The 12,045-nt window shown below is 67.0% G+C and carries 11 protein-coding genes; 5 read left to right on the forward strand and 6 right to left on the reverse strand.

Going from position 1 to position 12,045, the window contains the following annotated elements:
• Position 1: 1 nt before the first annotated feature.
• The 5 genes from AC56DV_RS25230 to AC56DV_RS25250 all read left to right on the forward strand — a co-directional run bounded on the left by AC56DV_RS25230 (position 2) and on the right by AC56DV_RS25250 (position 4,301).
• Positions 2-928 carry a sensor histidine kinase gene (locus AC56DV_RS25230; protein ID WP_496316959.1) on the forward strand — a complete coding sequence of 309 codons (927 nt, stop codon included), beginning with the start codon at positions 2-4 and terminating at the stop codon, positions 926-928.
• Positions 928-1,689, forward strand: a complete 762-nt coding sequence (locus tag AC56DV_RS25235) for a LytR/AlgR family response regulator transcription factor (protein ID WP_496316960.1) — start codon at positions 928-930, stop codon at positions 1,687-1,689. The genes AC56DV_RS25230 and AC56DV_RS25235 overlap by 1 nt, the downstream gene beginning before the upstream one ends.
• 91 nt (positions 1,690-1,780) lie before the next feature.
• Complete coding sequence (locus tag AC56DV_RS25240) at positions 1,781-2,209, forward strand: VOC family protein (RefSeq protein WP_496316961.1); 429 nt, start codon at positions 1,781-1,783, stop codon at positions 2,207-2,209.
• Between the two features lie 11 nt (positions 2,210-2,220).
• Positions 2,221-2,604: a YybH family protein gene (locus AC56DV_RS25245; protein ID WP_496316962.1), complete on the forward strand. Its 384-nt coding sequence runs from the start codon at positions 2,221-2,223 to the stop codon at positions 2,602-2,604.
• A 77-nt stretch (positions 2,605-2,681) separates the two neighbouring features.
• Positions 2,682-4,301 (forward strand): outer membrane protein assembly factor BamB family protein, encoded by a 1,620-nt coding sequence (locus tag AC56DV_RS25250; RefSeq protein ID WP_496316963.1) that lies wholly within the window; start codon positions 2,682-2,684, stop codon positions 4,299-4,301.
• Between the two features lie 11 nt (positions 4,302-4,312).
• Here the strand turns inward: AC56DV_RS25250 and AC56DV_RS25255 are convergent, their stop codons facing one another.
• The 6 genes from AC56DV_RS25255 to AC56DV_RS25280 form a co-directional block, all read right to left on the reverse strand.
• Complete coding sequence (locus AC56DV_RS25255) at positions 4,313-5,536, reverse strand: nucleoside deaminase (protein WP_496316964.1); 1,224 nt, start codon at positions 5,534-5,536, stop codon at positions 4,313-4,315.
• A 5-nt stretch (positions 5,537-5,541) separates the two neighbouring features.
• Positions 5,542-5,946, reverse strand: a complete 405-nt coding sequence (locus AC56DV_RS25260; RefSeq protein WP_496316965.1) for a cytidine deaminase — start codon at positions 5,944-5,946, stop codon at positions 5,542-5,544.
• Positions 5,947-6,012: 66 nt separating this feature from the next.
• Positions 6,013-7,335: a thymidine phosphorylase gene (gene deoA / locus AC56DV_RS25265; RefSeq protein WP_496316966.1), complete on the reverse strand. Its 1,323-nt coding sequence runs from the start codon at positions 7,333-7,335 to the stop codon at positions 6,013-6,015.
• A gap of 85 nt (positions 7,336-7,420) precedes the next feature.
• Entirely contained in the window at positions 7,421-9,805 is a 2,385-nt protein-coding gene (locus AC56DV_RS25270; protein WP_496316967.1) for an aldehyde dehydrogenase family protein, read from the reverse strand.
• 27 nt (positions 9,806-9,832) lie between these two features.
• Complete coding sequence (deoC, locus tag AC56DV_RS25275; protein WP_057153405.1) at positions 9,833-10,789, reverse strand: deoxyribose-phosphate aldolase; 957 nt, start codon at positions 10,787-10,789, stop codon at positions 9,833-9,835.
• Positions 10,786-11,979 carry a phosphopentomutase gene (locus AC56DV_RS25280; protein WP_496316968.1) on the reverse strand — a complete coding sequence of 398 codons (1,194 nt, stop codon included), beginning with the start codon at positions 11,977-11,979 and terminating at the stop codon, positions 10,786-10,788. Before AC56DV_RS25280 ends, deoC begins: the two co-directional genes overlap by 4 nt.
• Positions 11,980-12,045: the final 66 nt, after the last annotated feature.

Here is a 12,045-nt window from a genome sequence, read left to right on the forward strand (position 1 = left end):
AATGGCATTCAGCCGCACTAAAAAAGGCACCCGCAGCCTGGTCGCGTTTATCGGCGAGGTGGGCGACACCGCGCGCACCCTGTGGTGGAACTTCTTCGACTGGCTGGCCCAGGTCGAATGGCGCAAGCTGGCCGTGATCGCCCTGGTGGCGCTGATCGTCGCCGCGCCGTTCCAGCTCGGCGAAGCGGTGTCGATGTTCATTGTCTTTTCGGTCGGCCTGAAAGTACTGGCGGGCGGCAAGCGCCGCGCCGAGGGGCAGGCGCGCGAGGCCGAGCAGCACGCCGGCACCGAAACGCTGGAGCGGCGCCTGGTGGAAGCGCAGATGGCCGCGCTGCAGGCGCAGGTCGAGCCGCACTTCCTGTTCAACACGCTGGCGCTGATCGGCCAGCTGATCGAGACCGATCCGCCGCAGGCGGCCAGGATCCACGCCCACCTGATCGACTACCTGCGCGCCACGCTGCCGCAGATGCGCGCCAAGGGCAACGGCACCCTGGGCCGCCAGATCGAGATGTCGCGCGCCTACCTGGCCATCATGCAGGCCCGCATGCGCGAGCGCCTGGCGGTGTCGATCGACGTGGCGCCGGACCTGCTGAGCGCGTCCTTCCCGCCGATGATGCTGCAAACCCTGATCGAGAACGCCATCAAGCACGGCCTGGAGCCCAAGGTGGAAGGCGGCCGCATCGACATCCGCGCCAGCGCCAGCAGCACCGCCGCCGGCAACGTGCTGCAGCTGGAGGTGCAGGACGACGGCGTGGGCTTCGACGTGCACGCCGGCGACGGCCTGGGCCTGACCAATATCCGCGAGCGCCTGCGCCTGCTGTACGGCAGCCGCGCCCAGCTCATCATTGAAGCGCCGCTGGACGGCGGCGCGCGCGCCATCATCCGCATGCCCTTCGCCCCCGATATTTTTGCCGGAAGCAAGCTGTGATGAAGACCCCGACCACCATCATCGCCGACGACGAGGAACCGATGCGCCAGCTGCTGCGCGCGCGCCTGCACGAGGCGTGGCCGCAGCTGGAGATCGTGGCCGAGGCCGCCAACGGCGTGGAAGCCATCGCGCTCACCGGGCTGCACCAGCCGGACATCGTGTTCCTCGACATCCGCATGCCCGGCCTGTCCGGCATCGAAGCGGCGCGCATGCTGTTCAACCGCTGCCACATCGTGTTCGTCACCGCCTACGACCAGTACGCCATCGAAGCGTTCGAACAGGGCGCGCTGGACTACCTGCTGAAACCGGCCGGCGGCGAGCGCCTGAAGACCACCTGCGAGCGGCTGCAGGCGCGCCTGGGCAAGGCGCCCGACAACATCGAACGCCAGCTGAGCCAGCTGCTGGCGCACACCGCGCAGCGCAAGAAGCCGCAGGAATTCCTGAAATGGATACAGGCCCAGGTGGGCAGCAGCCTGCGCATGATCAGCACGCGCGAAGTGCTGTTCTTCCGCGCCGACGAAAAGTACACGCGGGTGCAGACCATGGAAGGCGAAGTACTGATCCGCAAGACGCTGAAAGAGCTGGAAGACGAGCTGGACCCGAAAGAATTCTGGCGCATCCACCGCTCCACGCTGGTGCGGGTGGACGCGATCGCCGAAGTCAAGCGCGACCTGCGCGGCCGGCAGATGGTGCGCGTGCGCCATTCGGCGGAGGAACTCGAGGTCAGCCGGGGCAACACCCACTTGTTCCAGCAGATGTAGAATCCCCGCCACTCGCGCACTGCAACAATTTGCTCCCCCTCGCCCGCTGGTCTATATTGTTTGGACTAGACTCACACTACAGGGGGAGCACATGTCCAGCATACCGAAGACCACACGCGCCACCATTACGCCTTGCTTGCGTTACCGCGACGCGCCCGCCGCCATCAACTGGCTGTGCCGCACTTTGGGTTTCGAGCGGGCACTGGTTGTTCCCAACGACGACGGCACCATCGCGCACGCCCAGCTCACCTACGGCAACGGCATGGTGATGCTCAGTTCCATTTTCAACACCGAATTCGGCGAGCTGATGGCGCAGCCGGCCGACACCGGCATGAAGGTCACCCAGTGCTGCTACCTGGTGGTGAACGACGCCGACCTGGTGCACCAGCGCGCGGTCGAGGCCGGCGCGCCCATCGTCATGCCGCTCAAGGACGAGGAATACGGCGGACGCGGCTTTACCTGCCGCGACCCGGAAGGCCAGCTGTGGAGCGTGGGAACGTACGATCCCTGGGCCCATTGATGGACGATGAGATGGCAATCCGGCGCCTGGTCGCCACCTGGGTGGAAGCGACACGCGCCGGCGACGTGGACAAAGTGCTGACCCTGATGACGCCGGACGTGGTGTTCCTGGTGGCGGGCCAGCCGCCCATGCACGGGCGCGACGGCTTCGCGGCCGGCATGCGCGCACTGCTGGCCGCGCACCGCATCGAATCGGACAGCACGGTGGACGAAGTGCAAGTGTGCGGCGACATGGCCTGGTGCCGCACCACGCTGGAGGTGCGCGTGCTGCCGCTGGCCGAAGGCGGCCGCCCGATGCGGCGCGCCGGCCACACCTTGTCGGTCTTCCGCAGGCGCCACGACGGTGCCTGGCAACTGGCGCGCGACGCCAATCTGCTGGTTCCGGTGCCTATTTGATAAGCTGGTTACGCCAGGGCAACCTGGCTGCGCTATACTGGTGCTTTCGGGAAACACACCAGAGAGGCGACATGCGCTTGACCTTTTCAAACATGATGACGGCCGCCGCGCTGCTGGCGATGAGCGCCTGCGGCGGCGGCGGCGGGGGCGGCGGCACTACCGCGCCCGGCAACGGCGGAACCGACCCTGGCACCGTCACGCCGCCCGCCCCGGTCGAACCCATCGTGCTGACGCTGGCGCCGTCGCCCGCCGCAGTGACGCAGAACGCCGGCACCGCCACCACCTTCACCGTCAGCATCAAGGCCAACAAGGCCGTTCCGTCGAACGTCAACGCGGCCGTCGCGGCCAAGGCGGACCTGTTCACCAACACCAGCCTGACCACCGTGTCGGCGCAGGAGTACGAAGCGCGCATCACCACCAGCGCCGCGCTGCTGCCGGGCACCTACACCAGCACCATCGAAGTGAAACTGTGCACCGACGCGGCCGCCACCTGCCGCCAGCCGGTGGCCGGTTCGCCATGGCTGCTGCCGGTCACCTTGACGGTCAAAAAGGTCGGCACGCTGAGCGCGCTCACGCCGGTGGCCGGCATGCACGCCTGGACCCAGGCCCAGTACGACGCCGCGCGCACCAGCTTTATCCCGGCCACGTTCACGCCGTCGGCCTTCAACTTCCGCTGGTCGGTGGATGCGGACAGCGCCAAGGAACGCCGCTACAGCCCGGTCGTGGTCGCCGACAAGACGGTGTACATGCTGAGCAGCGCGCCGAGCGCCGGCAGCGCCGATCCCCAGTGGACGCTGCAAACCATAGAAGAATCGAACGGCCAGGAGCGCTGGCGCGGCGACGTGGGCAAATGGAACCAGGTCAGCGCGCCGGTGCTGGCCGGCGGCAGCATAAGCCTGCTCATCTCCGGCCCCGCCAGCAACGGCTACCGCAACTACAACGTCGGCACGGGGCAGATCAGTGCCCTCACCATCAGCAATGCCGGCACCCTGACTGCGCCCTACGGCGCGCCGCTGGTGTCGTCCGGCATGTTCTACGGGCAGTATGGCGCCGTCGGCACGCTGGCCAAGTTCGACGCGGCAGCCACCGCGCTGCAGTGGAGCTACAAGGATGCGCGCCGCAACAATGGCGGCTGGGCCATCACGACCGACGACAGCCTGATCTACAACTACAGCCAGGGCTGGATGCTGGGCATTGAAGCGGCCACGGGCACCCTGAAATATGCCGTGGCCAGCCGCCTGCCTTACGTCAGCGCGCCCGCCACCATGGCGCCGGTGCTGTCCGACGGCCAACTGTTCGTGACCGAGTCCGACAGCTTCGGCGGCGGCCTGGCCGCGTTCGATCCGGCGACCGGCAAACTGAACTGGCAGGTACAGGCGAACTTCACCACCTATCCCGCGGTGGCGGCCGGCGTGGTGTATGCGGTCAACGGCGACAAGCTGGAAGCGCGCAACACGGCCAGCGGCATGCCGCTGTGGAGCAGCCCCGCGCTGGGCGCAGGCGGGCCGTACACCCAGGTGCTGGCCACCAACAACCTGGTGTTCGCAGCGTCGCAGTCGCGCGTGGTGGCGGTGGACCTGGCCACGCACAACGTGGTGTGGGAGTACCCGGCAGGCGGCGCCATCGCCATTTCGGACAACGGCATCCTCTACATCACCCACCCGGTCAACGGCCTGGTGGCGATTAATCTGCGCTAAGCTGCGCTGATCTAAGCGCCCAGCGCAGCCACCAGTTCCGCGTCCGCCACCTGCACCGGGCGGATGCGGATCAGGTGGCGGTACAGCGGCGGCATGGAGCGGCAGATGTGCTCCAGCGCCTGCTGCGGCAAGGCCGGGCGCACATACTGGAACTGCGCCGGATTCGATTCCGGCAGTTCGCCCTCCATTGTCGACCCGTAAGCCCCCAACTCCATGAAACTGAGCGCGCCGTCGTCCGGCCCGTTCGCAAACACGAACGTACCGTCCTTCGGGTGGCCCAGGTACTGGCGGATTTCCTCGCGCTGCTCGGCGCTGGCCTTGGCGCCATCGAGCAGCTTGAAGCGCAGCTGCGCATACGCGCGCGTGCATTCCATGAACGCGGTGCGGATGCCGGACTTGTTGCGCCGGCCCGGCATGCACAGCAGCAGGTTGCCGAACGAGTCCAGCAAAGCCACCGCGTCGCCCCGCCCGCCCATCACCCTGTCGCGCGCCATGGCCTTCTTCAGGGCCGGCGCCAGTTGCGCGTCCGGCCGCTGCGGTTCGCAGCGCACCGACAGCGCCTCCGGGAACACCTTCTTCAGCGCGCACACGATGGCGTGCTTGGGCGACAGCGTGGCCGGGTCCTTCAGCTGCGCGCGCGGTGGATCGACATTGAACAGCGCCATGGCGCCCTTGGCCGTGGCCTCGAACACCAGCGAGCACAAGGCCTGCGTCGGCTCGGCGATGGTCTTGCCGATGAAGAAGGACTTGGGCGCCATGCCGTGCGCGGCGCGCGCGTATTGCGAATCGCCCAGCACGGCCGGGTAGCCGAAGGTGGCTTGCGCCTGCGCGCGCAGGCCCTCGGGCAGCGCATCGAAGCGCGCCGTGCTGTCGTAGTTGATGCCGGCGTTGGCGTCGGTGGCCGCCACCAGCACGTTGAAGCCGCCGGCCAGGATGGCGCCGGTGCACATGCAGCACGGGTCGAGCGACGTGACGATGGTGATGTCCTTCGGCTCGGGCAGCGGCACGCCCTTGGCGCGCTCGGCGTAATACCAGTCGATCAGCTGGCGCTCGCCATGCGCCGTGGGGTCGTACACCATGCCCTGGCGGATGACGTTGTTGTGCAGCGACTTGAGCACCTTGCCGGTTTGATCCAGCATGGCGCCACCGACACCGAAAGTGCCCTGCGTTTTCGCCACGATGGCCTCGGCCGCCGCAACGGCGACCGCAGCCTGTACGTCGATGACCTTCTTCAAGATGCTTACTTCTTCAGATCTGCGCCGCCGAAGGCGTTCGGCAGCTGGGCCGCCGCGGTGGTCTCGAAGATGTCGCCCTTCAGGTTGGCCAGCACCACCGGCAGCTCGTTGCCGCCCAGCTCCAGGGTCACCTGGCGGCAGGCGCCGCACGGGGCGATCGGACCGTCGGTCTCGCCGATCACGGCCAGCTTGTCGAAGTCGCCCGGCTTGTAGCCGTGCGCGATGGCGCTGAAGAAAGCGGTGCGCTCGGCGCAGTTGCACAGGCCGTAGGACGCGTTCTCCACGTTACAGCCGTGGAACACCTTGCCGTCGTTGGTCAGCAACGCAGCGCCGACCTTGAAGTTCGAATACGGCGTGTAAGCCTTCAAGCGCGCCTGCGCGGCTTCAGCGATCAATTGTTCGTTATTCATGCTCTCTCCGGAAGCAGTCTGAGCCGCATTCGGGGTCTGACCCCGAATGCGGCTCAGCTCGGCTGATTAGGGGCGGATGGTGCGGTAGATGACCGGGTTGGCGGCGGGCGCGGTGTCGGCGATGGTGTAGGCGGCCTGGATCTGCGCGACGGCGGCTTGCGCTGCCGCTTCGGTGCGGGCGTGCACTTTCGCCAGCGGCTGGCCGGCTTGCACCGGCTGGCCCAGCTCGATCAGGTCGGTCAGGCCGACGGCGAAGTCGATCTTGTCGGTCGGCAGGCGGCGGCCGCCGCCCAAGGCGACCACGGCCAGGCCGATGTCGCGGCACACGGTCTTGCTGGCATAACCCGAGGTCAGCGCGGGCACGTCAACCACGACGGGCGCCTGCTCGAGGTGCTTGTCCATATTGCTCATCAGGTCGGACGGGCCGCCCAGCGCGGTCACCATGCGCGCGAAGCGCTCGGCGGCTTCGCCGGAGTCGAGCGCGTGCTGCAGCTTGGCGCGCGCTTCGGTTTCGGTGGCGGCCAGCTTGCCCAGCACCAGCATCTCGGCGCACAGCGCCATCGTCACTTCGTGCAGGCGCGCCGGACGGAACTTGCCGGTCAGGTAGTCGATCGCGCCGCGCACTTCGACCGCGTTGCCGGCCCACGGCGACAGCGATTCGTTCATGTCGGTCAGCAGCGCCGAGGTCAAGGTGCCGGCGCCGTTGCCGACCTTGACGATGCTCTCGGCCAGGTCGACCGATTTTTCGTAGCTCGGCATGAAGGCGCCGGAGCCTACCTTGACGTCCATCGCCAGCACGTCCAGGCCCGCCGACAGTTTCTTCGACAGGATGGAGCCGGTGATCATGGCCACCGATTCCACCGTCGCGGTGACGTCGCGGATCGAGTAGAAGCGCTTGTCGGACGGCGCCAGCGAGGCGGTCTGGCCGATGATGGCCACGCCCACGTCACGCACCACCTGGCGGAACTTGTCGTTGTCCGGCACCGTCGAGTAGCCGGGGATCGAGTCGAACTTGTCCAGCGTGCCGCCGGTGTGGCCCAGGCCGCGGCCGGAGATCATCGGCACGAAGCCGCCGCAGGCGGCGATCATCGGTCCCAGCATCAGCGACACCACGTCGCCCACGCCGCCGGTGGAGTGCTTGTCCATCACCGGGCCCGGCAGGTTCAGCGATTTCCACTCCAGCACCTGGCCGGAATCGCGCATGGCCAGGGTGAAGGCCACGCGTTCGTCCATGTTCATGTCATTGAAGAAGACGGCCATGGCCAGCGCGGCGATCTGCCCTTCGCTGACGCTGCCGTCGGTGATGCCGCGCACGAAGAACTGGATTTCTTCAGCGCTCAGGGCGCCTTTGTCGCGTTTTTTGCGGATGATCTCTTGGGTGAGGAACATGGTTTTTCTCTTCCTTGTAAGGTACTTGGGGCCGCCGCTCCATCGCTGTTGCGATGGCGCGGCGGCCCCACGATTCACAGGCGCCTTATACGCCGTATGGAATCCAGATGTTTTTCACTTGCGATGCGTGCGCCAGCACGGCGCGGCCGCCCGCTTGCGCGGTGCTGTACCAGTCGCGGCCTTTGGCGCCGCCGGTCCAGGTGCGCTTCAGCGAGGCAGCCGACAGGCGTTCCACTTCGGCGCAGCCTTCGGCCGAACCGTCATGGCGCCACACGGCGTCGATGTCCGAGTGCGATGCCAGCGTGCGCGCCAGTTCGTCGGCCGAGCCGGTCACGATGTTGACCACGCCGGCCGGCAGGTCCGAGGTATCGAACACCTGGTACAGATCGGTGGCCGACAGCGGATGCGCTTCGGAAGGCACCACCACCACGCGGTTGCCGACTGCGATGGCGGGCGCCACCAGCGAGATGAAGCCCAGCAGCGGCGATTCGTTCGGCGCCACGATGCCGATCACGCCGATGGCTTCGTTCAGCGCCACGGTGATGCCGTGCATCGGCGGCTGGTGCGCCAGGCCGTCGTACTTGTCGGCCCACGCGGCCCAGTAGAACAGGCGCTCGATGGCCGCTTGCACTTCCTTCTCGGGATTCTTGGCGCCGGTCATGGCGCCGATGCGGGCGGCGAATTCCTCGCCGCGCGCGGCCAGGTTTTCAGCGATGTAGAACAGCACCTGCGCGCGGTTGTGCGCGGTGGCCTTGGTCCAGCCGGTGGCCTTGTGCGCGGCTTCCACGGCGTTGCGGATGTCCTTGCGGTTGCCTTCGCCCACTTCGCCGATGAACTTGCCGTCCGCGCCGTGGATGGCGCGGCTGTAGGCGCCGTCCGGGCGGGCCTGCTTGCCGCCGATGTACAGCTTGGCGGTGCGGTCGATGGCGAACGCGTCGGCCGCCACCGGAGCCGCTTTGGCTTTCGCAGGCGCGGCCAGCAGCGGCGCCGCAGGGCGCGCGTCTTCCGACACCGGCACCAGGTATTCGTACATGCCTTCGCGGCCGCCTTCGCGGCCGTAGCCGGATTCGCGGTAGCCGCCGAAGCCGCAGGCGGCGTCGAACTGGTTGGCGGTGTTGATCCACACCACGCCGGCCTTGATCTGCGGCGCCACGTCCAGCGCCAGCGAGATGTTCTCGGTCCAGACGCAGGAGGCCAGGCCGTACACGGTGTTGTTGGCCAGCTGTACCGCTTCGGGCGGGGTGCGGAAGCTCATCGCCACCAGCACCGGGCCGAAGATTTCTGCCTGCGCCACGGCGGCGGAGGTCGAGGCGCCGGTGATCAGCGTCGGCGGGAACCACGAGCCGTCGGCCGGGATTTCGCAGCCGGCGGGCTGGTACACGGTGCAGCCTTCGCTGCGCGCCGATTCAACCAGGCCGGCGATGCGCTGCTGCTGCACCGGATCGACCAGCGCGCCGATGTCCATCGATTTGTCCAGCGGCGAACCGAGGCGCAGGTTGTCCATGCGCGCGCGCAGCTTGTGCAGGAAGCGCTGTTCCACCGATTCCTGCACCAGCAGGCGCGAACCGGCGCAGCAGACCTGGCCCTGGTTGAACCAGATGGAATCGACCAGGCCTTCGACTGCGGCGTCCAGGTCGGCGTCTTCGAAGACGATGAAGGGCGACTTGCCGCCCAGTTCCAGCGACAGCTTCTTGCCGCTGCCTGCGGTGGTCTGGCGGATCAGGCGGCCCACTTCGGTCGAGCCGGTGAAGGCCAGCTTGTCGATGCCCGCGTGCTTGACGATGGCTTCGCCCACGCGGCCGTCGCCGGTGACGATGTTGACCACGCCGGCAGGCACGCCTGCCTGCACGCAGATGTCGGCGAACAGCATGGCGGTCAGCGAAGTGAATTCGGCCGGTTTGAAGACCACCGTGTTGCCGGCGGCCAGCGCCGGGGCGATTTTCCACGCCAGCATCAGCAGCGGGAAATTCCACGGGACGATCTGGCCGACCACGCCCACCGGGCGGTGGTTGGCGAATTCTTCGTCCTGCAGCTGGGCCCAGCCTGCGTGGTAGTAGAAGTGGCGCGCCACCAGCGGCAGGTCGGCGTCGCGGGTTTCGCGGATGGTCTTGCCGTTGTCCAGCGTTTCCAGCACGGCGAACAGGCGCGCGTGCTTCTGCATCAGGCGCGCGATGGCGTACAGGATCTTGGCGCGGCCGTGGCCGCCCAGGCCTTGCCATACCGGCTGCGCGCGGCGCGCGGCTGCCACGGCGCGGTCGACGTCGTCGCCGGTCGCTTGCGTCAGCCTGGCCAGCTCTTTGCCGTCGGCCGGATTGTTCGAGGCGAAGGTTTCACCGGCGTCGCTCCAGGCGTTGTCGATGAACAAGCCGAACTGGCGGCCTTTCTGCTCCAGCCACGCTTGCGCTTCTTTCTGGCTTTCTGGTGCCGGGCCGTATTCCATGGTGTTGAGGATCTCGTTAATAGTTGGCATAGCGGTGTCTTCGATTATGGTTGCGCGTCAGGGTTGGGCATGACGATGGGCAGCGGAGTAGTTGCCGGTGACGTAGTGCTCAAGCTGGCGCTCGATGTCGGTCAGCAGGCTCGATGCGCCGATGCGGAACAGGTGCGGCTCCAGCCACTCGTTGCCCAGTTCCTCTTTCATCACGGTCATGTACTGCAAGGCGCCCTTGGCGGTGCCCACGCCGCCCGCAGGCTTGTAGCCGATCTTGAAGCCGGTCTGCTCGTAGAATTCGCGGATGGCGCGCACCATCACCAGCGACACCGGGATGGTGGCGTTCACGCCTTCCTTGCCGGTGGAGGTCTTGATGAAGTCCGCGCCAGCCATCATGCAGACCCACGATGCCTTGGCCACGTTTTCCAGCGTCACCAGGTCGCCGGTGGCCAGGATGGCTTTCACGTGCGCTTCGCCGCAGGCTTTGCGGTAGGCCAGCATTTCGTCGTACAGCGCCTGCCAGTTGCCGGTCAGGACGTGCTGGCGGGTGATCACGATGTCGATCTCGGTGGCGCCTGCGGCCACGCTCAGTTCAATCTCGCGCACCTTGGTTTCCATGCTGGTTAGTCCGGCAGGGAAGCCGGTCGATACGGCGGCAATCGGCAAACGGCCTTGCAGCACCTGCACGGCAGGCTTGATCATCTCGTGGTACACGCACACCGCGCCGGTGGTCACGTTGGAGATGCCCAGCGCTTCCACCAGGTCCGAACGCAGCGGACGCATGGCCTTCATGCACAGGCGCTCGACGCGGCCCGGGGTGTCGTCGCCCGACAGCGTGGTCAGGTCGATCAGGCCGATGGCCTTCACCAGCCAGGCGGCTTGGTACTCTTTCTTCACCGAGCGGCGGTTCGCCAGCGAGGCGGCGCGGCGGTCGGCCGCCGCCTTGTTCACGTGGATATGGTTCAGCCAGCTCAGGTCGAGGGCCATGGCCTCGGTGCGCTTGAAGTCGTGCGGGATGGTCATAGGAGGTTGGTTCCGTTGGAAAGTGGTTTCACGCCCAGGTGGTGGGCCAGCGTCTGGCCGATGTCGGAGAAGGTCTCCGAGATGCCGAGCGGGCGGCCTTGCACGCCTGGACCGAAGAAGATCATCGGGATATGTTCGCGGGTGTGGTCCGAGCCGGGCGAGGTTGGATCGCAGCCATGGTCGGCGGTGATCACGCACAGGTCGCCGTCTTTCAGCTTGGCCAGGAACTCGGGCAGGCGCGCATCCATTTCATGCAGCGCGTTGGCATAGCCGGCCACGTCGCGGCGGTGGCCGAAGGCCTGGTCGAAGTCGACGAAGTTCACGAAGGTGAGCGACTTGTCGCCCGCTTCGTCCTGCACCTTCAGCAGCGCGTCGAACAGGGCCATGTTGTCCGCGCCCTTGACCACGCGGCTCACGCCCTTGGCGGCGTAGATGTCGCTGATCTTGCCGAGGGCGATGACTTCGCCGCCTTCGTCATGCACGTGGTCCAGCAGCGTGGGCGCGTGCGGCGGAATCGCGTAGTCGTGGCGGTTGGAGGTGCGCTTGTAGTTGCCGTCGGCGCCCGTGAAGGGACGCGCGATGATGCGGCCGATGTTGTACGGCTTGACCAGCTCGTAGGCCTTCTCGCACATGTCGTACAGGCGCTCCAGGCCGAAGTGCTCTTCGTGGCAGGCGATCTGCAGCACCGAGTCGGCCGACGTGTACAGAATCGGCTTGCCGCTGGCGACGTGCTCGTCGCCCAGCTCGTTGATGATGGTGGTGCCGGATGCGTGGCAGTTGCCCAGGAAGCCGGGCACGCCGGTCAGTTCCTGCAGCTTGTCGGTCAGCTCTTTCGGGAACGACGGCACGGTTTTCGGGAAGTAGCCCCAGTCGAACAGCACCGGCACGCCGGCGATTTCCCAGTGGCCGCTCTGCGTGTCCTTGCCGGTCGATTGTTCGCGCGCCGCGCCGTAGGCTGCGGTGAAGCCGTCGCGCTGGGCGAAGCCTTCGGCCCACTGGCCGCAGGCTGCGTGGGCGGCAGCGGCCAGGCCCAGTTTTTCCATGTTCGGCAGCGACATCGGCTTGCCTTCCCTGGCAGCCCAGGCGGCGATGTGGCCGAAGGTGTTGGCGGCGCTGTCGCCGTATTTGCCGGCGTCGGGCGTTGCGCCCAGGCCGAAGGAATCCAATAGGAGGATGAATGCGCGTGACATGATAGGCTCGCTCAAAAGGTCAGTTTATGCCGAATAAAGCACAGGGGCGGTCCAGCCGCCCCTTTC

Source organism: Massilia sp. BGA-UO-ETr-WB1 (assembly GCF_059567845.1).

Bases quoted from the DNA above. Each gene is read 5' to 3' on its own strand.
- AC56DV_RS25280 (WP_496316968.1), bottom strand. From the start codon at position 11,979: ATGTCACGCGCATTCATCCTCCTATTGGATTCCTTCGGCCTGGGCGCA.
- AC56DV_RS25260 (WP_496316965.1), bottom strand. From the start codon at position 5,946: ATGAATAACGAACAATTGATCGCTGAAGCCGCGCAGGCGCGCTTGAAG.
- deoC (WP_057153405.1), bottom strand. From the start codon at position 10,789: ATGACCATCCCGCACGACTTCAAGCGCACCGAGGCCATGGCCCTCGAC.
- deoA (WP_496316966.1), bottom strand. From the start codon at position 7,335: ATGTTCCTCACCCAAGAGATCATCCGCAAAAAACGCGACAAAGGCGCC.
- AC56DV_RS25240 (WP_496316961.1), top strand. From the start codon at position 1,781: ATGTCCAGCATACCGAAGACCACACGCGCCACCATTACGCCTTGCTTG.
- AC56DV_RS25235 (WP_496316960.1), top strand. From the start codon at position 928: ATGAAGACCCCGACCACCATCATCGCCGACGACGAGGAACCGATGCGC.
- AC56DV_RS25270 (WP_496316967.1), bottom strand. From the start codon at position 9,805: ATGCCAACTATTAACGAGATCCTCAACACCATGGAATACGGCCCGGCA.
- AC56DV_RS25245 (WP_496316962.1), top strand. From the start codon at position 2,221: ATGGCAATCCGGCGCCTGGTCGCCACCTGGGTGGAAGCGACACGCGCC.
- AC56DV_RS25230 (WP_496316959.1), top strand. From the start codon at position 2: ATGGCATTCAGCCGCACTAAAAAAGGCACCCGCAGCCTGGTCGCGTTT.